The organism is Sulfuriferula multivorans (genome assembly GCF_003851125.1).
Lineage (GTDB): Bacteria > Pseudomonadota > Gammaproteobacteria > Burkholderiales > Sulfuriferulaceae > Sulfuriferula > Sulfuriferula multivorans.
The window spans coordinates 17,332-35,776 of record NZ_BGOW01000027.1; the positions used below are offsets into that span (position 1 = coordinate 17,332).

19 protein-coding genes are annotated in these 18,445 nt (G+C 55.3%); 6 read left to right on the top strand and 13 right to left on the bottom strand.

Annotated elements, in window-relative coordinates; all coding sequences use genetic code 11:
- Window positions 1-13: 13 nt before the first annotated feature.
- The 5 genes from EI185_RS12850 to EI185_RS12870 form a co-directional block, all read right to left on the bottom strand.
- Window positions 14-1,381 carry a TolC family protein gene (locus tag EI185_RS12850; protein ID WP_223247824.1) on the bottom strand — a complete coding sequence of 456 codons (1,368 nt, stop codon included), beginning with the start codon at window positions 1,379-1,381 and terminating at the stop codon, window positions 14-16.
- A complete protein-coding gene (gene mlaD / locus EI185_RS12855) occupies window positions 1,378-1,893 on the bottom strand; it encodes an outer membrane lipid asymmetry maintenance protein MlaD (protein WP_124705554.1) in 516 nt (171 codons plus the stop codon). Before mlaD ends, EI185_RS12850 begins: the two co-directional genes overlap by 4 nt.
- Before the next feature lie 4 nt (window positions 1,894-1,897).
- Window positions 1,898-2,692 (bottom strand): lipid asymmetry maintenance ABC transporter permease subunit MlaE, encoded by a 795-nt coding sequence (mlaE, locus tag EI185_RS12860; protein ID WP_124705555.1) that lies wholly within the window; start codon window positions 2,690-2,692, stop codon window positions 1,898-1,900.
- On the bottom strand, window positions 2,689-3,498 hold the full coding sequence (locus EI185_RS12865) for an ABC transporter ATP-binding protein (protein WP_124705556.1): 810 nt from the start codon (window positions 3,496-3,498) through the stop codon (window positions 2,689-2,691). Before EI185_RS12865 ends, mlaE begins: the two co-directional genes overlap by 4 nt.
- Window positions 3,499-3,797: 299 nt before the next feature.
- Window positions 3,798-4,283 carry a DUF72 domain-containing protein gene (locus EI185_RS12870; protein ID WP_124705557.1) on the bottom strand — a complete coding sequence of 162 codons (486 nt, stop codon included), beginning with the start codon at window positions 4,281-4,283 and terminating at the stop codon, window positions 3,798-3,800.
- 41 nt (window positions 4,284-4,324) lie between these two features.
- Here EI185_RS12870 and EI185_RS12875 point away from each other — a divergent pair, with 41 nt between their 5' ends.
- Window positions 4,325-5,377 carry an LLM class flavin-dependent oxidoreductase gene (locus tag EI185_RS12875; protein WP_124705558.1) on the top strand — a complete coding sequence of 351 codons (1,053 nt, stop codon included), beginning with the start codon at window positions 4,325-4,327 and terminating at the stop codon, window positions 5,375-5,377.
- Between the two features lie 5 nt (window positions 5,378-5,382).
- Entirely contained in the window at window positions 5,383-6,267 is an 885-nt protein-coding gene (locus EI185_RS12880; protein WP_124705559.1) for an NAD-dependent epimerase/dehydratase family protein, read from the top strand.
- A gap of 252 nt (window positions 6,268-6,519) precedes the next feature.
- On the opposite strand, the gene cysS is transcribed toward EI185_RS12880, so the two are convergent.
- A complete protein-coding gene (cysS, locus tag EI185_RS12885; protein WP_124705560.1) occupies window positions 6,520-7,887 on the bottom strand; it encodes a cysteine--tRNA ligase in 1,368 nt (455 codons plus the stop codon).
- Between the two features lie 102 nt (window positions 7,888-7,989).
- Between cysS and EI185_RS12890 the strand changes: the two genes are divergently transcribed.
- The 4 genes from EI185_RS12890 (at window position 7,990) to EI185_RS12905 (ending at window position 11,575) form a co-directional block, all read left to right on the top strand.
- Complete coding sequence (locus EI185_RS12890; protein WP_124705561.1) at window positions 7,990-9,027, top strand: nuclear transport factor 2 family protein; 1,038 nt, start codon at window positions 7,990-7,992, stop codon at window positions 9,025-9,027.
- A gap of 62 nt (window positions 9,028-9,089) precedes the next feature.
- The gene (locus EI185_RS12895; protein ID WP_189836401.1) at window positions 9,090-10,301 is read left to right on the top strand and encodes a L,D-transpeptidase family protein; all 1,212 of its coding nucleotides are present in this window, start codon (window positions 9,090-9,092) and stop codon (window positions 10,299-10,301) included.
- 25 nt (window positions 10,302-10,326) lie between these two features.
- Complete coding sequence (locus tag EI185_RS12900; RefSeq protein ID WP_124705563.1) at window positions 10,327-10,818, top strand: peptidylprolyl isomerase; 492 nt, start codon at window positions 10,327-10,329, stop codon at window positions 10,816-10,818.
- Entirely contained in the window at window positions 10,787-11,575 is a 789-nt protein-coding gene (locus EI185_RS12905) for a UDP-2,3-diacylglucosamine diphosphatase (RefSeq protein ID WP_189836402.1), read from the top strand. Before EI185_RS12900 ends, EI185_RS12905 begins: the two co-directional genes overlap by 32 nt.
- Here EI185_RS12905 and EI185_RS12910 read toward each other — a convergent pair.
- From EI185_RS12910 to accD, 7 genes are all read right to left on the bottom strand, one after another.
- Window positions 11,547-12,227 carry a hypothetical protein gene (locus EI185_RS12910; protein WP_124705564.1) on the bottom strand — a complete coding sequence of 227 codons (681 nt, stop codon included), beginning with the start codon at window positions 12,225-12,227 and terminating at the stop codon, window positions 11,547-11,549. The two genes, EI185_RS12905 and EI185_RS12910, sit on opposite strands and share 29 nt — an antisense overlap.
- The gene (locus EI185_RS12915; RefSeq protein WP_124705565.1) at window positions 12,224-13,399 is read right to left on the bottom strand and encodes an O-succinylhomoserine sulfhydrylase; all 1,176 of its coding nucleotides are present in this window, start codon (window positions 13,397-13,399) and stop codon (window positions 12,224-12,226) included. Before EI185_RS12915 ends, EI185_RS12910 begins: the two co-directional genes overlap by 4 nt.
- A gap of 135 nt (window positions 13,400-13,534) precedes the next feature.
- Window positions 13,535-15,067: an amidophosphoribosyltransferase gene (purF, locus tag EI185_RS12920; RefSeq protein ID WP_124705566.1), complete on the bottom strand. Its 1,533-nt coding sequence runs from the start codon at window positions 15,065-15,067 to the stop codon at window positions 13,535-13,537.
- A 5-nt stretch (window positions 15,068-15,072) separates the two neighbouring features.
- Entirely contained in the window at window positions 15,073-15,564 is a 492-nt protein-coding gene (locus tag EI185_RS12925; protein ID WP_189836403.1) for a CvpA family protein, read from the bottom strand.
- A complete protein-coding gene (locus EI185_RS12930) occupies window positions 15,561-16,280 on the bottom strand; it encodes an SPOR domain-containing protein (RefSeq protein WP_124705568.1) in 720 nt (239 codons plus the stop codon). Before EI185_RS12930 ends, EI185_RS12925 begins: the two co-directional genes overlap by 4 nt.
- Before the next feature lie 18 nt (window positions 16,281-16,298).
- A complete protein-coding gene (folC, locus tag EI185_RS12935; protein ID WP_124705569.1) occupies window positions 16,299-17,567 on the bottom strand; it encodes a bifunctional tetrahydrofolate synthase/dihydrofolate synthase in 1,269 nt (422 codons plus the stop codon).
- Entirely contained in the window at window positions 17,568-18,440 is an 873-nt protein-coding gene (accD, locus tag EI185_RS12940; RefSeq protein ID WP_124705570.1) for an acetyl-CoA carboxylase, carboxyltransferase subunit beta, read from the bottom strand.
- Window positions 18,441-18,445: the final 5 nt, after the last annotated feature.

An 18,445-nucleotide genomic window follows, 5' to 3' on the forward strand; every position in this document is an offset into this window, starting at 1 on the left:
ACTCGGGTTCATTTTATTTGAGTTCGCCGGCGGCACGGTACATTTGGGCAACATCCATGTTGTAATCGTTCACCGTTTTCAGATACTCCGCTTGGGTCAGCGCATAGGTTTTCAGGGCATCAGCCACTTTGTCTGCCGATTCAAGACCGGCATTGAAATCTGCCAGTGAAGAAATCATCCAGCGCCGCGCCGCTGTGGCACCTTCGGCCAGATCCTGCAGCGCCTGATAGTTAGCGTGAACATGCTGGTAGGCTTCGGATACCTGAAATGGAATCCCGGCTTGCGCGTACTGGTTTTTATAATTGAGTGCTTCCAGTTCGGCCTGCTCCTGCGCCACCTTGGCATCGGTTACGTCAAATGCCATGTCCCATTTAACCCCCACAACCGGCGTTGCGCCGACATTGTTAAATGGATCATATACGTAGGGATTGTTCAGCCGGTCACGCCGCGATGCGTAATTCGCAGTACTGACAATACCCGCATAAACGTTCGGATACTTCTCCGATTTTTTTGCGGCAACCAGTGCGCGGCGAGCACGCATCCCCGCTTCCAGCTGTGCCATTTCCGGACGATCCTGCAATGCTTTTGACTGTAATTCTGCCAGGCTATCCTTGGGCAACGCTACCGGGGTCAGGCTATCATCCGCTACTTGCAAATCGGCATCCATCCCCACACCAGTGAGTACCTTCAAACCATTCAGGCTGATTTTTTCAATGGCTTTGGCCTGGCTCAGATATTTTCCCAACATGCCTCGCGCCGCTTGCATCGCGTACAAATCGGATTGCTTGGATTCACCATTATCATCCTTGAGGTTTTGGCTGACTCGCTTCAGCGCGCTATCCAGCCGATTCTGCACATCTTCCAGGAAACGGCGTGAATCACGCGCAGTCAAATAGCCATAATAAGCACGCTTGACATCCATTACCGTGTCCGCCTTGCTGATACGCACATCACCGCGCTTGACATCGATATTGCCCTCTGCGGCCTCGCTGTAATGCTTGATTTTTCCAAACGTAAACAGCGGCTTGATTAACGCAACCTGCAACGAAGTCCAGTCGGACAGACCGCCCGGAAATGGGCCATCGGTACGCGGCGTCGTGCCGGATGTCGCCCCGCCCTGATAAAAGCCACCGCTCACTGCGGGTGCCAGACCTACGAACAGGTTGGCATTGATACGCCAGCCATCATTGGCTTGCGCCTCTTCGAGCAGCGCACGCGCCGATTCCACCAGTTGTTCGCGCTCCTTGACCCGAGGATCGGCATTCAGACTCATTTGCACCGCCTGCAGCAAATCGACGGTCTGCGCGAAGCTGGCTGCTGGAAAGGCAACCGCCAGCACCAGCATGAATCCCGATAAACCATTCATCATCTTAATATTCATTGCTGGGTTCCTTGAGTTGCAGGCGCGCCTGCGGCGGGTGCGGGCGATTTGTCCGAACCACCGGCAGCCTTGCTATAGAGAAAATTGCTGATCAGGTTCTCCAATACCACGGCCGACTGGGTAATCTGGATTTTATCGCCATTCGCGAGCTTTTTGTCACTGCCACCGGCATCCAGGCCTATATATTGTTCACCCAGCAATCCTGAAGTCAGAATGGCCGCGATAGTGTCCTTGGGGAAGGTATAGCGTTTATCCAGGCTCAAGGTGACCCTTGCTTCGTAAGTCTTGTCGTCAAACGCAATCTCGCTCACCCGCCCGACCACCACACCCGCACTTTTTACCGCGGCGCGCGGCTTGAGCCCGCCAATATTGTCGAAGTCGGCCGTTACTGTATAGGCATCGGACAGATTTACGCTTCTCATGTTCCCCACCTTAAACGCCAATACAAGCAAAGCCGCCAGTCCCGCCGCTACAAACACACCTACCCATAAATCGAGAGTAGTTCTTCCCATTTCTTTATACCCCTTTGAACATGAATGCGGTGAGCACAAAATCCAGCGCAAGTATCGTCAGCGAGGAAGTCACCACCGTACGCGTGGTCGCACGCGACACACCCTCCGCTGTGGGTGGCGCGTCGTAGCCTTCAAATAACGCAATGGTCGTCACCGCGAAACCGAACACACAACTCTTGATGAAGCCATTAACCACATCGTGGCGCACATCCACCGCCGCCTGCATCTGCGACCAGAATGCACCGTCGTCGACGCCTATCAGCACCACACCCACAAGATATCCGCCAAATACACCCATCACCGAAAAAATCGCCGCCAATAGCGGCATCGAAATGACACCACCCCAGAAGCGCGGCGCCACAATCCTTGCGATAGGGTCTATCGCCATCATTTCCAGGGCTTTTAATTGCTCCGTGGTTTTCATCAGACCGATTTCAGCAGTAATCGCGGATCCGGCACGACTGGCAAACAGCAAAGCAGCCACAACCGGTCCAAGTTCGCGCACCAGCGACAATGCAACCAGCACCCCCAGGGATTGTTCCGAACCATAGGTTTTCAAGGTTTCATAACCCTGAAAACCCAGCACCATGCCCACAAACAATCCCGACACCGCAATAATGATCAGTGACAAGACACCGCTTGAATAAATTTCGCGGATCACCAGACCAGGTCGCGTCAGGCTGGTGCATGAGCGCAGAAGCGTAAGCATCAGAAAACGCGTAACGTAGCCTAGACGCCAAACGCCTTCTATCACCCTTCGCCCGATAGCGGAGAAAAAATTCACGCCGATACGCATCATTTGCGCGCCCCTAGTCCGAGGTCCTGCGTATAACTGGATGCAGGATAGTGGAAAGGCACCGGGCCATCTTCTTCACCATGCACAAACTGGTGCACGAAAGGCAGGCCTGATGCACGAATCTGATCCGGTGTGCCTTCGGCCTCAATCGCGCCTTCGGAGACGAAATAAACATAATCGACAATTTTGAGGGATTCATGCACGTCGTGGGTGACCAGAATCGAGGTCAGCCCGAGTGTATCGGTCAATCTGCGAATCAAATTGCCCACTACACCCAGCGAAATCGGATCAAGACCGGCGAATGGTTCATCGTACATGATCAACATGGGATCGAGAGCCACCGCCCGAGCCAATGCGACGCGCCGTGCCATGCCGCCGGACAGCTCGGACGGCATCAGCTTGCTGGCGCCGCGCAAGCCCACTGCGTGCAGTTTCATCAATACCAGATCACGGATGAGGGTTTCAGACAGATCCGTATGTTCACGCATCTGGAAGGCGACATTGTCGAACACGGACATGTCGGTAAACAGTGCGCCAAACTGAAATAACATGCCCATTTTGCGGCGCAATTGATACAGCGCCTGCTGGTCAAGATCATGCACCAGTTGCCCGGACACGCGCACCTCGCCCTTGCTGGGGCGAAGCTGCCCACCGATCAGTTGCAACAGCGTGGTTTTACCACAACCGCTGCCTCCCATGATGGCGATCACTTTACCTCGTGGCGCAACAAGATTGATCCCTTGCAAAATCGGGCGCTTGCCATAAGCAAAAGAAAGATTGCTAATCTCGACCAGATTGTCTGTCGACACGGATATGCCTTAAAAAAAATAGAAAAATAAAAAACTTGGCGCCATGGTGCCACAGGACAGGCTGTGGCATATCGATCAAACCATGTCTTTACCAGAATTTACTACGCATACAAACGGCTGGCACTGAACCCACTTTGCAAGCTCAGGATTGCGAAGTCCATTAATGCGGCACCTTTCTGAATACGGCGAGAACAAGGTGAAAACTGACTGAAAAAATACACCTGAATTTTCTACTGACACCGATTAAGCACTGTATTCAGGACAAACGCATTTTATATCGGCTGCGAGGCGTGAACAATTTAATAACCCAGAATTTCCAGCAAAGTCATCGCCTGTTGTAAATCGGCCACAACCTGCGTTCGACTGATCAGATAACACGGCGTTCCGGGCGTTTGCGCGCGTTGCTGAATTTGTGCCGACAACGCGCGCCAATCCGTCTCATCCGGCAGCCACAGGCAGGATGCCTGCAATGCGGATGCAGTGGCGGCCTGTCCGGTGCGCGGCGCCAATACAGCCAGGCGCCTGCGATCGGCTTCTGACAAGCTGGCTGGCGTCTCCAGCACAAAACGAAAACGTGGCAAGGTATCGTCCAGCCACTGTACCAGCATCGCCTCGGGCTGTTGCGCCCAGTCCGTGTAGCTGAGGTAGCAGCAAGTGAAAAAATTATTGTAATAGGTCAGCCGCCAATCCGCCGGGAGATCATCCGGGTAAAAGCTGCCTGCCCAGCCCTCATGATCCCAGCCCTGCGCACCGACATAACACGTATAGTTTGGCGAATCCGTCATGATGCTGGCATTATAACAGCCCCCTGTGACCCGCTCCGGCCATGCAATTCGACCTGTTTTACGAGATTTCCCAGCCCCCGCATCTGGCGCGCAGCGAGACGCAGGCATACGCCGATACCCTGGCCGAAATCGAGCTGGCCGATCGCCTGGGTTTCGGTTGTGCGTGGCTGGTCGAGCATCACTTCATGCGCGGCTACTCGCATTCTTCCAAGCCTGATCTGGTGCTAGCCGCGGCCAGCCAGCGCACCCGGCGCATCCGCCTGGGCTTGAGCGTGGTGCCGCTGCCCTACCACCACCCCGTGCACGTTGCCGAGCGCGTCGCCACCCTGGACATCCTCACCGGAGGACGTCTGGAACTGGGTATCGGACGTGGTTTCTCTCCTCAGGAATATGGCGTGTTCGGCGCCGCCATGAGCGACAGCCGCAGCCGCACGGCGGAGTCGCTGGCGATCCTGCGCCAGTCATTCCTGCGCCGCCCGGTCACCTTTCATGGCGAGCATTATCACCTGGATGCGCTGGATATCCTGCCCTACCCGGTGCAATCCCCGCATCCACCGCTGTGGACCGCAGCGGTCAGCCCGGACACTTTCACCTGGGCGGCGCAGCAACAGCTCGGGATGCTGGCCGGCCCGTTCAAGCCGTGGATGATGGTGAAACACGACATCCGCAACTATCTCGACAGCGCGGCTGCCGCGCCTGCGCCGCGTGCCGGCATGACCGTCGGCATCTTCTGTCTGCCCGACGGCAAGCGTGCCCGCGAACTCGCCAAACCGGCACTGACGTGGTTTTACAATGCTCTCTTCGCGACCACGCTGCCGGTGCTGGAAAAACTCTACCCCAGCTATGAACACTTTCACGATCTGGGACGCTTCCGCAGCCTGATCAAGCTCGGCATCAATCTGAAGCTGCTGGAAACATTCGGCATGGCCGTCGTGGGCACGCCCGCAGAATGTATCGAGAAACTGCAAAAATATCGTGAGGCCGGGGTGACCAACCTGCTCTGTGCGGTAGGGGCCGGTGCACTTCCGACCGAAGCCATCCAGGAATCCATGCATTGCATTGCAGAGGACGTCATGCCTGCCTTGCGCACCTGAACGCCATGCGTGTATTCATTAGCGGTAGCGCCAGCCACCTTGCCCGCGCCCTGTTGCCGCGCTTGTGCGATGACCCGGCGATCGAATCGGTGCTCGGACTGGATATTCAGCCGGGATGGTTTGAACACCGGAAATATCGCCACGTCCAGGCGGATCTGCGCGATGTCAGTCTTGCCCCGCTGCTGCAAGGCTGCGACGGCTTGGTGCACCTGGCGTTTGTGGTGCTGCGCGGCAAGACTCCGGCGCATGCGATGCGCGCGATCAACCTGGATGCCTCGCAGCGTTTGTTTGCCGCAGCCAGCGCCGCGGGCGTGACACGCCAGGTGCATCTGTCCAGCGCAGCGGTGTACGGCAGCGGCGTGCTGATTAATGAAGCAGTGCCACTCAAGCCCATCCCAGGCTTTCTGTATGGCGAGCACAAAGCCGAACTGGAACACTGGCTCGCGTCACATTACCCGGATGTGGTGCGGATGCGCCCGCACATCATCCTCGGCGCCCATGCCCAGCCCCTGCTGAAAACCTTGCTGCATCAACCGTTTTATGTGCGCCTGCCCGATCCGCAACCGCAACTGCAATGCGTACACGAAGACGACGTGGCCACGGCGATTGTGCTGGCACTCAAACAACCGGCAGCGGGCGCCTACAATCTGGCCGCGGACGACAGCTTCAGCTTCCGCGACGCGATTCGCGCACGCAGCCGCGTGGCGGTGCCGATTTCGCCAAAATTGGCCGACGCGGTGCTTAAACTGGTCTGGGGAATGACAGGCGCAGGCGGCGAACCCGGCTGGATGGAGGGTGTGCACCAGAGTCTTACATTGGACTGCGGCCGCGCTCGCAATGAACTCGGCTGGCGTCCGCTGCACACCAGCCGGGATATGTTGACGCGTTGAATTATTCTAAAAACAAGCTGGTCCACGAAACGGTTCTCGCAGGGATATTGCCCTTGGGCAATAACTCGCAAAAACACAAAAAGCACGAAATGGAGTAAGCGGGTATTTCGCCGTAAGGCAAAAGCTCGCAAAATATTCAATGAAATAGAAATTGTAGACCACCTCCTAAAAGGTGAATGACTTAATCAATGCAATATATTGATTGATTTCGTGTCTTTTGTGTTTTTCGTGGATTAATCGCCGTTTTCAGTATTACTCGCGCCGCCAGCTGGTGCCTTGTGCGCCATCCTCCAGCACGATCCCGGCGTCCAGCAATTGCTTGCGGATACGATCGCCTTCGGCAAAATTTTTGGCCTTGCGCGCCGCCGCACGGTCAGCGATCAGTTGGTCTATCTGTTGTGCTGAATAGGCACTGCCGGTCAGCGCCTGCAGATAGCTTGCCGGATCGTTTTGCAGCAAACCCAGCACGCCGCCAAGCGCGCGCAGCAACGCAGCATCCTGCACCGAACGCGACTTGTTGGTCTCGCTTGCCAGTTCGAACAACACCGCCATGGCCTCGGCGCTATTGAAGTCGTCGTCCATCGCCGCCTTGAAACGCGCCGCATGCGGGTGCGCCCAATCGATCTGGATGCCCAGCGGCGGAATATCCCGCAACGACGTGTATAGCCGGGTCAGCGACTGCCTGGCGTCATCCAGATGCTGGTCGGAATAATTCAGCGGGCTGCGGTAATGCGCGCGCAGGATGAAGAAGCGCACGGTTTCGGGATCATAGCGGGTCAGCACTTCGCGGATGGTGAAAAAGTTGCCCAGCGACTTGGACATCTTTTCGTTATCCACGCGCACGAAACCGTTGTGCATCCAGTAGTTCACAAAGGTGCAACTGTGGGCACCCTCGGACTGTGCGATTTCGTTTTCGTGGTGGGGAAACTGCAGATCCTGCCCGCCGCCATGGATGTCGAAATGCGCGCCGAAATAATGTTCGCCCATCGCCGAGCACTCGATATGCCAGCCCGGACGTCCGGCTCCCCACGGCGAATCCCACGCCGGCTCGCCTGCCTTGGCAGCTTTCCACAGCACGAAATCGAGCGGGTCACGCTTGTTCCGGTCCACTTCGACGCGCTCGCCCGCACGCAATTCATCCAGCGATTTTCCAGACAGCTTGCCGTAACCGGGAAAAGCATGCACCGCGTAGTAGACATCGCCATTCTCAGCCGGGTAAGCCAGGCCACGCGCGATCAGGGTTTCGATCATATGCAGCATGGGCGCGACGAATTCGGTGGCGCGCGGCTCATGGGTAGGCGGCAGCACACCCAGCGCGGCGGCGTCCTCATTCATCGCGGCGATAAAGCGCGTAGTGAGTGCGTTGATGGATTCGTGATTCTCGGCGGCGCGCTTGATGATTTTGTCGTCGATGTCGGTCACGTTGCGCACATACTCAACAACATAACCTGACGCGCGCAACCAGCGCGTCACCATATCAAAAACCACCAGTACGCGTGCATGACCCAAGTGACAATAGTCATACACTGTCATGCCGCACACATACATGCGCACCTGGCCGGGAGTAATCGGAATAAAGGTCTGCTTTTCGCGGCCCAGGGAATTATAGACGGTCAGCATGATATAAATTGCGAATGAAAGAAAGTAGCGAAGATTTTGAAGCCGTAGGAGTTCTTGCTAGAATTAGCCTCCCTGGAATCGTGGCTGACCGAGTATAACATAATGAAATCCCCTTCAATTTTTGTACTTTTATTTGCCCTGTTTTCCATATTCTCATTTTCAGCAAACGCAGCACCTGCACCTGAAGTACAAGAGATTAGCAATTTAATGAAGCAAGGACAGCTGGCCGCAGCACTTGACCAGGCGAACGCCTACATCGCAAAGCATCCACAAGATGCGCAAACACGTTTTATGAAGGGCCTGATTCTGACTGAACAGAACAATAAGGCAGAAGCCATCAAAACCTTCTCTGCACTCACCAGGGATTTCCCGAGTTTGCCAGAACCCTACAATAATCTGGCCGTACTGTATGCCGCACAAGGCAAGTACGACGAAGCAAAAACCGCATTGCAAATGGCAATCCGCACCAACCCTAGCTATGCCACAGCTCAGGAAAATCTGGGCGACATATATGCCAAAATGGCTACTGCCGCCTACGACAAAGCCTTACAGCTCGATACCCGCAATACTTCTGCGCAAACAAAATTGTTGTTGATTCGCGAATTATTCAGCAAAAACGACAATCCCGTGCCAGCCAAAACTGCCAACGATAAAGCAAGGAAACCTGCAGCTGGAAAAATGCTGGATGAAAAAACCATCGTTGCCACTACTGCAGCCAAGCCAGTTGCACTACTCTCCGTGAAACCACCGGGAACAGTAGCCAAGGCCCAGGAAAAAATTGCAGCGCCCAAGGAAAATCCGGATGATGCCGCAGTGACTGCTGCTATTGAAGCCTGGGCCAAGGCCTGGTCCAGGCGCGATGTCGATGCCTATCTTGCCGCTTATTCTCCCAAATTCAAGCCATCCGGCGGGGAATCACGGACATCGTGGGAGAACAGCCGTCGCGAACGGATTACATCCCCCAAGAAAATAGCCGTTGAATTAACGGACATACATATTAAAGACCTCGGCGCCAACCGTTACCAGGCGAACTTCCGGCAAAGCTATCGTTCCGATAAACTGGTTTCGCGCACCCATAAAGTGATGGAACTGGTAAAGTCCGGCCACAAATGGCAAATTGTCGAAGAACGCAGTCGCTAAATCTACCCGTTGCCTGATTCCCTATGCCTTCGTCCAGTATCTTGGTAAAAATCATAACTGCCATGCTGCTGGTCATGCTGTGCGTGGCGACTACCGCGCAAACGCAGGAACTCATGGCGATGGCGACAGCGCCTTTTTCGCTATCGAACGAATCGCCGCGCCCTTTCAAGCCGGAACCCAATCATCCGGAAGCCATGCTCAATCAGGCACTCCTTTCGATCAGCCACAATCATCTCGATCAGGCTCTCGAAAGCATCAATCATCTGGTAAGCCTTTACCCGGATTTTCGTCTCGCGCAACTCATCCGCGGCGATTTGCTGCTAGCCCGGGTTCAGCCTATCCTGAGCTTGGGCAACGTCAACGCCGCTCCACCTCAGCTCGATGATTTGCGCTCAGAAGCACGCGTACGATTGAATAGCTATCTGCAGCGGCCTGCCAGCGGACTGGTGCCCCGGGAGTTACTGAAACTCGACTCGAGCCAGACAACAGCCGTTGTAGTAGACACTTCTAAATCGCGTTTATACCTGTTTCAAAATCAGAATGGCGTATTGACACACCTTGCCGATTTTTATGTCACTATCGGCAAGAATGGCGTCGACAAAATGCGTGAAGGTGATAAACGTACGCCGCTGGGCGTGTATTACATTACCGGAAAAAAAGATGGCAAAAAAATAGGAGCTTTATACGGTGATGAAGTCTTCCCGCTCAATTATCCCAACGACTGGGATCAAAGACAGGGACGACACGGACATGGTATCTGGCTGCATGGCACACCAAACAATACCTACAGTCGCGCACCAAAATCCAGTGACGGTTGTGTCGTGCTGGCGAATGCTGACTTGAGCGAACTGGGTAAATATCTGACCGTAGGGAAAACGCCGATGGTTATTACCTCGCATATTGACTGGGTTGCTCCGCAGAGTATCAATAACGACAAGGCAACTCTGCTAAGTGCCGTGGAATCCTGGCGGCGTGACTGGGAAAGTCTCAAGCCCTCACTTTATCTGAACCATTACGCCTCAAATTTCAGCGCAAATGGTGAAAACCTGAGCGAATGGGCCGCAGACAAGCGACGTATTAACGAGACGAAAAGCTGGATCAAGGTCAAACTGTCACAAATTAGCGCACTTGAATATCCCGGCGAGGCCAACCTGGCGGTGGTCAATTTCGATCAGGATTATCGGAGCAACAATTTGAACGCCCGTAGTCGCAAGCAGCAATATTGGCAACATACGAATGGCGAATGGAAAATCGTCATGGAAACCACTCTTTAACTTACATTCAATACGGAGCATATACATGGTCAAGCTGCACACCAATCACGGCATCATCACTCTCGACCTCTACGCTGACAAGGCACCCAAGACTGTCGCCAATTTTCTCGACTATGTAAATAGCGGCGCTTACAACAACACTATTTTTCATCGCGTGATTGACGGTTTCATGGTGCAGGGTGGCGGATTTGAACCCGGCATGAGCCAGAAGCCCACCAATGCACCGGTCGAAAACGAAGCCGCCAATGGCCTAAAAAATGAGGCCTATACCGTTGCCATGGCACGTACCCCAGACCCGCATTCGGCGACCGCACAGTTCTTCATCAACATCGCCAACAACAGCTTCCTCAATTTTACTGCCGCCACACCGCAAGGCTTTGGCTACTGCGTATTCGGCAAGGTAGTGGAAGGCCAGGACGTGGTGGACAAAATCAAGAAGGTCAAAACCGGCAGTCGTGCCGGCCACCAGGACGTCCCTGCTGAAGATGTCATCATCGAGCGCGCTGAAGTCGTCTGATCGGATGAGCGGCATCCCGCATAGCCTGTTCATCTCCGATCTGCACCTGTGCGAAAGCCGGCCGCAAATCAGCCGGCTTTTTTTTGATTTCCTGAGGACGCACGCGCGCAACGCCGAGGCCCTGTACATACTTGGGGACCTGTTCGAATCCTGGGTGGGGGATGATGACGAAACATCGTTGAGTCGCAGTGTTGTTGAGGCATTACGGAGCCTTTCAGATAGCGGCGTGGCCGTATACCTGATGCACGGCAATCGCGACTTTTTGCTGGCGCGGCCATTTGCCGATGCCAGCGGCGCGCGTCTGCTGGCTGACCCCACGATGATGGATATATACGGCCAACCAACCTTGCTGATGCATGGCGACACGCTATGCACCGATGATGCAGCCTATCTGGCTTTCCGCGCACAGGTGCGCGATCCTGCCTGGCAGTCAGGTTTTCTGGCACAGCCGCTCGCAAAACGTCACGCCATGGCACAACAGGCACGCAACCAGAGCGAACAAGCCAAACAGGGAAAAACCGCCGCGATCATGGACGTCAATCAACAGGCGGTAATCGAAATCCTGCGCGAATATGCTTATCCGCGCCTGATCCATGGCCATACTCACCGTCCTGCGCGCCACCTTCTGCAAATCGATGGACATGCCTGCGAGCGCTGGGTATTGCAGGACTGGTATGACAGCGGAGGCTATCTACGCTGCGATGCTGAAGGTTGCAGTACACATTCACTCACTTGCCCTGAACCTGATCCGCGTTAATGATTTTGTATTTGGGCGGCAATTCAAATAATGCCGCTTGCGATGCATGCGTACTGTGTGAGACATAGCGACGGCTGCGCCCATTGGCGTACACCTCTTCAATAGGCAGCCCGTATTGCAAGGTACGCCGGATCTCGAATACATGTTGTGCCAGATCGCACTGATCGCGCATTTCCGGGGGGGTACGCTGCCAGGTTAACGCTTCCACCCAGGACAGCGTTTGCCGATAGGTGGCAAGTGCTGAGGTGACATCGGGTAAAAGTTTGTCAGTCGCTGTGATTTCCATGCATGGCTTGCCATTGACGCCGATGGTAAATTTGCGCGTGTTGCCTGGCAGCTGTTTGACCTGCTCCTGGATTTTCCAGGGCGTGGGCTTTGCCAGCGTCACCGGATGCGGATTGTAGCGGTAAATATTTGCCTCGCTCCGTATCACGTTATAAACCGTGCCGGTGTGGCGATCCATCAAAATGAAATCGCCGGCGTCCTTGCCCGAATCCATACGCATGAATTTTTTGTTCACCAGGATACGGGTGGGATAAGCCGCAGTACCAGGATCCTGATCGAGATAATCCAGTTCCGTCATGCTCTCGGCCAATCCCAACATAGGCCATAACAGTACCACCCAGAGCAGTTTTTTAGCCAACTTGTTCATAGCGCGTCTAACCCTCTAGCCAGATCATTCCGAATATCGCGCACTGATTCCAGTCCAACCGCCACCCGCAACAGACCGTCACCGATACTGGCTGCGCTGCGCTGCTCCGGGGACAATCGGCCATGCGTGGTGGTAGCCGGATGGGTAATGGTGGTTTTTGCATCGCCCAGATTCGCGGTGATCGAGATCATGCGGGTTGCATCCACTACTTTCCATGCCGCTTCCTTGCCCCCCTTCACATCAAACGCGACGATACCGCCGCCGCTGCGCTGCTGGCGCATGGCCAGCGCGTGCTGGGGATGCGATGACAGGCCCGGATAATACACTCGCGCCACACCCGGATGCTGTTCCAGCCAGTTCGCCAGTTGCAGTGCCGAGGCTGAATGCGCATCCATGCGCAGCTTGAGCGTTTCCAGCCCCTTCAGGAACACCCAGGCATTGAATGCGCTCAGGGTAGGGCCGGCAGTACGCAAAAAAGTGAACACGCCTTCCATCAGTTCCTTGCTGCCCAGGACAGCACCGCCCAGCACCCTGCCCTGGCCATCCAGGTATTTGGTAGCGGAATGAATCACGATATCCGCGCCCAGTTCCAGCGGGCGTTGTAGCGCCGGAGAACAGAAACAGTTATCCACCGCAAGCCGCGCGCCGCATTCCCGGGCCAGGGCAGCGAGCGCACCGATATCGCTGATTTCAGTCAGTGGATTGGATGGCGATTCAACGAAAAATAACTTGGTATTGGGACGAATGGCGCGGCGCCATTCGTCCAGATCCGTCGGTGACACCAGCGTCGTCTCAACTCCAAAGCGCGCCATGATGTTGTTGAACAATTGCACGGTGGAACCGAAGATGGAACGCGAAGCAACAATATGGTCGCCGGCCGACAGCAGCCCCATCACGGTGGCCAGGATGGCGGACATGCCGGAAGCCGTAGCGACACAGCGCTCCGCTCCCTCCAGTGCGGCCAGACGCTGTTCGAACATGGTCACGGTGGGGTTGGTGAAGCGCGCGTAAATATTGCCCGGTTCTTCACCTTTGAAGCGCGCCGCTGCCTGCGCGGCACTGTTGAACACGAAGCTGGAAGTGAGGAACAACGCCTCGCTATGCTCGTTGAACTGGCTGCGCTCTATACCGGCGCGCACGCCCAGGGTTTCAATATCGTAATTTTCGTCCATGCTGTCTCCAATAAAAAACCCGTTCAGCCAGAAGCTGGAACGGGTTGTTCCGCTTTAGCTGAATTTATTAAGCGCCCGCAAGCTGTTTCAAATCGGCGCGTGTGGATTGACTATAGCCCTACCCGCAACAGCGCGTCAACCACCGCGCCCGCCAGCGACCAGATTAAGGTCAAGCTGCAGGGTATCCATGTCCTTGCCGTCTTTCATACCTGGATTGCAGCGCACGGACTCGATCAAGGCCAGATAGGCTTCGGAGATATCACCAGTAACATATTCTCCATTGAAGCAGGACGCATCGAAATGCAACAAACCCGGATTGAGTTCGCGCACGGCGTCGATCAGCGAATCGATATCCTGATAAATCAAGGCATCCGCGCCAATTTCACGGGCAATTTCCGCATCGTTACGGCCGGTGGCAAGCAATTCCTGGCGCGTAGGCATATCGATGCCATACACATTGGGAAAACGCACCGGCGGCGCAGCGGATGCAAAGAATACCTGGCGTGCGCCGGCATCCCTGGCCATCTGTACAATCTCGCGGCTGGTGGTGCCGCGCACGATGGAATCATCCACCAGCAGTACGTTTTTGCCTTTGAATTCAATACCGATGGCGTTGAGTTTCTGGCGCACCGATTTCTTGCGCATCGCCTGCCCCGGCATGATGAAAGTGCGGCCAATATAGCGATTCTTGATAAACCCTTCACGGTAGTCCAGGCCAAGCTGGTTGGCCAGTTGCAGCGCGCTGGGGCGACTGGTATCGGGAATCGGGATCACCACGTCAATCTGTAGATGGCTCCAGTCGCGGCGTATCTTTTCCGCCAGACTCTCGCCCATGCGCAGCCGGCTCTCGTACACGGACACGCCATCGATCACCGAATCCGGACGCGCCAGGTAAACGTATTCGAAAATGCACGGATAATATTGATGCTGTTGCGCGCACTGCATGCTGTGAAACTGCCCGGCTTCATCGATATATATCGCTTCGCCGGGTGCCACATCGCGCATGATTTTGAAATCCAGCGCATCAATCGCCACACTTTCCGAGGCCACCATGTATTCCATGCCTTCAGCACTCTGCCTGCTGCCAATGATCAACGGGCGGATGCCGTATGGGTCACGGAACGCCAGCAGGCCATGCCCGGCAATCATTGCCACCACTGCATAGGCGCCTTTGCAGCGCCGATGCACACCGGATACCGCCTTGAAAATCCGCTCCGGATTGAGCCGCTGGCTGTTACCCACTTCGACCAGTTCGTGCGCCAGCACATTCAGCAATACTTCGGAGTCGGAGCTGGTATTGACGTGACGCAGATCGAGGCGGAATAGGTCTTCCTTGAGCTGATCAGCATTGGTTAGATTGCCATTGTGACCAAGCACGACACCGAACGGCGAATTGACATAAAACGGCTGCGCCTCGGCGCTCGAAGCGGCATTGCCGGCAGTCGGATAACGCACATGACCGATACCTGCGTTGCCCAGCAGATTGCGCATGTCGCGGGTGCGGAACACATCGCGCACCAGGCCGTTGGCCTTGTGCATGTGGAAAGTGTTGCCCTCGGCGGTAACAATACCAGCAGCATCCTGGCCACGATGCTGGAGCACCAGCAGGCCATCGTAGAGTAACTGATTGACGGGACTATGAGAGACGATGCCGATAATGCCGCACATGATAATTACCTGTAATGAATATGATTGACCAGATCAATCGGCAACCACGGTTGAATCATAATAGCCAAATGTTCAAACACCCCGGAAAGCAATGCTTGACGCCATATATCGGTTTTCGGCAATTGGGTCAGCCCGGCCAACAAGACCAAAATGGTTACAATCACCATACCTCGTAAAAAACCGAACACCATCCCCAATATTCGATCCATCGCTCCCAGACCGAGCGCTTTCAACGATTCGGATAAAAGCATGCTCAGCAACATTGCCAGTGCCATCACCACGATGAAGATCGCGATAAATCCGGCCAGGTAACGCAATGCCGGATTGCTTATAAAACCCGGTATCATGTTCGCTGCAGTGCTGGCAAATGATTTTGCCGCAACAAAGGCCAGCACCCAGGCAGCCAGCGACAATACCTCTTTGACCATCCCCCGCATCAGTCCAACCAGGACTGACAGAGCAACGATACCTATTACAACAAAATCGAAACCGGTCACGGTTTGTCTAAACTCACCACTGTGGCTTGCACCCCCAGCAATGCAATCCTGGCCTGCGTACTATCCGCCTGCTCACGCGTTTTGAATGGTCCGGCACGCACTCTGGTTGCACCGCCCGGCAGGCCTTCAGTATAGGTATGAATTCCTCCGGCCAGGAGTTTGTCGCGCAACTGACGCACATTTTCGGCATTGCTGAATGCACCCAGTTGAACAACAAAATGGGTAGAGACTGCAGGTTTTTCAAGGGGTGCTTTGGCTAATTTTGGAGCAGGCTCGGCCTTCTGTGCGGGTTTTTCCGAAGATTTACCGGAAGTTTGTTCCGGCTTGGGCGCTGCCGCGATTTTGGGCGCAGTCATCTCATGCGCAGTATTCGTATCCGCGGGCGGCCTGGAAGGGGTAATGGCAGGTTCGGTCCGGTCGACCGTTGTTGCCGGGGATGGTGGGGCTGTTTTATCCGTTGCAACGGGTGCCGATTGAGTTGTAGTCGGCGGAACAGACGGTGTGCTGGAAGCCACCGGCGGGGCGGAAGCCATCGGCGCTGCCGTGGGCGAAGGGATGCGAATTTCGATATCGCGATCTAGCGGGCGTGGTTGCTTATCCAGCAACATGGGCAGAACTATCGCTGCCAGCAATAGCAGTGTCGCTGCACCCAGTAATCGGCGCCGCGCGCGACGGCGCATACGCAATTGTTCTTCGGAAGTGGCTTGAATGGCCATGATGCAATATTTTCCTGTTTATCTGCCAGTAAGCTGCAACATTTGAGCGACAGTGTAGAAGGAACCAAAGACGCAGATTCTATCATTTTCGCGGGCCCGTTCACAGGCAAGCCGCCACCCGTCCTCCACATTATCACTACATGTTATCGGTGCGTTGATCCCTGCTTTACGCAGCACCTCGTGCAGAGCCTGTGCTGTTGCGCCGCGCGGCACATCCAGGCTGGCCACCAGCCATTCGTCCACCTCGTTGTGCATGGCTTGCACCACACCGTTTATGTCCTTGTCTGCAAGCATCGCCATGAGCACCAGTGTTTTACCCTGGCTCGGACGGGCTTTTAAATTAACTGCCAGCGCAGCTGCGGCATGGGGATTGTGCGCCACATCCAATATCACCTCCGGCTGTCCCGGCAATATCTGGAAGCGCCCCACTGCGCACGCGGTCTGCAGGCCGTGGCGAATCGCCGCCTCGGTCACCGGCAAGCGTTCGCCCAAGGTTTCCAGTGCGGCGATTGCGCAAGCGGCATTATTGAACTGATACCGACCCGTCATGGCTGGATTGGGTAAATCCCGAAATTTGTGTTGCCCGTTGTAATGCCAGCCGCTTGCTTCAGGCACAGGGCTGAACGCGACGCCGATGGCGCACAAATCCGCGCCAATGTCGGCGGCATGTTGCAACAACGATTGCGGTGGCAGATCATCTCCGCAAATTGCCGGACGTCCGGCGCGAAAAATACCCGCTTTTTCAAACCCGATCTTCTCGCGCGTGTCGCCCAGATATTCGGTGTGGTCGATATCCACACTGGTGACAATCGAGCATTCTGGATCGAACACATTGACCGCATCCAGCCGTCCGCCCAGGCCTACTTCCAGTACCGCCACATCGACTTCGGCGCGTGCAAACAACCACATGGCGGCCAGGGTGCCGAACTCGAAATAACTCAGCGATACCGCACCGCGCGCGGTTTCAACCGCAGAAAAAGCGGTACACAGCGCTGCGTCATCTGCTACGCGATGATCAATGCGCACACGCTCGTTGTAGCGCAGCAGATGCGGTGAGGTATACAGCCCTACCCGATAGCCAGCTGCCGCAAGCATGGCTTCCAGATAGGCACAGGTGGATCCTTTGCCATTGGTACCGCCAACGAGAATCACCGGAAAGGATGGTGTGAGTTGCAGTGCCGTTTTGACTGCATTGACACGCTCCAGTCCCAACTCTATGGTCTTGGGATGCAGCGTTTCGAGGTAGGTCAGCCAATCTGCAAGATTGGCCGGGGAATTTTTTGGCATTCAGGCAGCAGTAGGCATACGCTGCATCATGGAGAGCAAACTGGCGAGTCGTCCACGCATTTCGCGGCGGTCAATAATCAGGTCTATCGCACCGTGCTGTTGCAAAAACTCGGAACGCTGGAAGCCTTCCGGCAAGGTTTCTCGTACCGTCTGTTCAATCACGCGTGGTCCGGCAAAACCGATGAGTGCCTTAGGCTCGGCAATGATCAGATCGCCAAGCATCGCGAAACTGGCGGACACGCCGCCCATGGTCGGATCAGTCAGCACCGAAATAAACGGCAACTTCGCCTCGGCCAGCTTGGTCAGTGCCGCGCTGGTCTTGGCCATCTGCATCAGCGAGAACAGCCCTTCCTGCATGCGTGCCCCGCCGCTGGCCGCATAACAGACAAACGGCAAGCCATGCTCCAGACAGGTTTCGACGCCGCGTACAAAACGTTCGCCCACCACTGCACCCATCGAGCCGCCCATGAATTTGAATTCAAATGCCGCCACGACTACCGGTACCGACAATATGCTGCCCCGCATGACGATCAGCGCGTCCTTTTCCTCGGTGGCGCGTTGAGCTTCGGTCAAACGATCAATGTAACGCTTGCTATCCTTGAATTTCAACGTATCCAGCGGCGTCACATTGGCACCGATCTCTTCTTGATCCTCCGCGTCCAGCAGTATTGCCAGGCGGGCACGCGCATCAATACGATGATGGTGGCCGCACTTGGGACAGACTTCCAGATTGTTTTCCAGATCAGCTCGGTACAGCACCGTTTCACAGGTCGGGCACTTACTCCACAATCCCTCCGGCATGACTTTCTTGGCTACACCGTCAGTTTCTCTGCGGTTGATCTTGGGACGCAGGATTTTCTGGAACCAGCTCATGGGAT

Excerpts from the sequence above, each read along its gene's own strand:
- EI185_RS12850 (WP_223247824.1), bottom strand. The coding sequence starts at position 1,381 with ATGAATATTAAGATGATGAATGGTTTATCGGGATTCATGCTGGTGCTG.
- mlaD (WP_124705554.1), bottom strand. The coding sequence starts at position 1,893 with ATGGGAAGAACTACTCTCGATTTATGGGTAGGTGTGTTTGTAGCGGCG.
- mlaE (WP_124705555.1), bottom strand. The coding sequence starts at position 2,692 with ATGATGCGTATCGGCGTGAATTTTTTCTCCGCTATCGGGCGAAGGGTG.
- EI185_RS12870 (WP_124705557.1), bottom strand. The coding sequence starts at position 4,283 with ATGACGGATTCGCCAAACTATACGTGTTATGTCGGTGCGCAGGGCTGG.
- EI185_RS12875 (WP_124705558.1), top strand. The coding sequence starts at position 4,325 with ATGCAATTCGACCTGTTTTACGAGATTTCCCAGCCCCCGCATCTGGCG.
- EI185_RS12880 (WP_124705559.1), top strand. The coding sequence starts at position 5,383 with ATGCGTGTATTCATTAGCGGTAGCGCCAGCCACCTTGCCCGCGCCCTG.
- cysS (WP_124705560.1), bottom strand. The coding sequence starts at position 7,887 with ATGCTGACCGTCTATAATTCCCTGGGCCGCGAAAAGCAGACCTTTATT.
- EI185_RS12890 (WP_124705561.1), top strand. The coding sequence starts at position 7,990 with ATGAAATCCCCTTCAATTTTTGTACTTTTATTTGCCCTGTTTTCCATA.
- EI185_RS12895 (WP_189836401.1), top strand. The coding sequence starts at position 9,090 with ATGCTGCTGGTCATGCTGTGCGTGGCGACTACCGCGCAAACGCAGGAA.
- EI185_RS12900 (WP_124705563.1), top strand. The coding sequence starts at position 10,327 with ATGGTCAAGCTGCACACCAATCACGGCATCATCACTCTCGACCTCTAC.
- EI185_RS12905 (WP_189836402.1), top strand. The coding sequence starts at position 10,787 with ATGTCATCATCGAGCGCGCTGAAGTCGTCTGATCGGATGAGCGGCATC.
- EI185_RS12910 (WP_124705564.1), bottom strand. The coding sequence starts at position 12,227 with ATGAACAAGTTGGCTAAAAAACTGCTCTGGGTGGTACTGTTATGGCCT.
- EI185_RS12915 (WP_124705565.1), bottom strand. The coding sequence starts at position 13,399 with ATGGACGAAAATTACGATATTGAAACCCTGGGCGTGCGCGCCGGTATA.
- purF (WP_124705566.1), bottom strand. The coding sequence starts at position 15,067 with ATGTGCGGCATTATCGGCATCGTCTCTCATAGTCCCGTCAATCAGTTA.
- EI185_RS12930 (WP_124705568.1), bottom strand. The coding sequence starts at position 16,280 with ATGGCCATTCAAGCCACTTCCGAAGAACAATTGCGTATGCGCCGTCGC.
- folC (WP_124705569.1), bottom strand. The coding sequence starts at position 17,567 with ATGCCAAAAAATTCCCCGGCCAATCTTGCAGATTGGCTGACCTACCTC.
- accD (WP_124705570.1), bottom strand. The coding sequence starts at position 18,440 with ATGAGCTGGTTCCAGAAAATCCTGCGTCCCAAGATCAACCGCAGAGAA.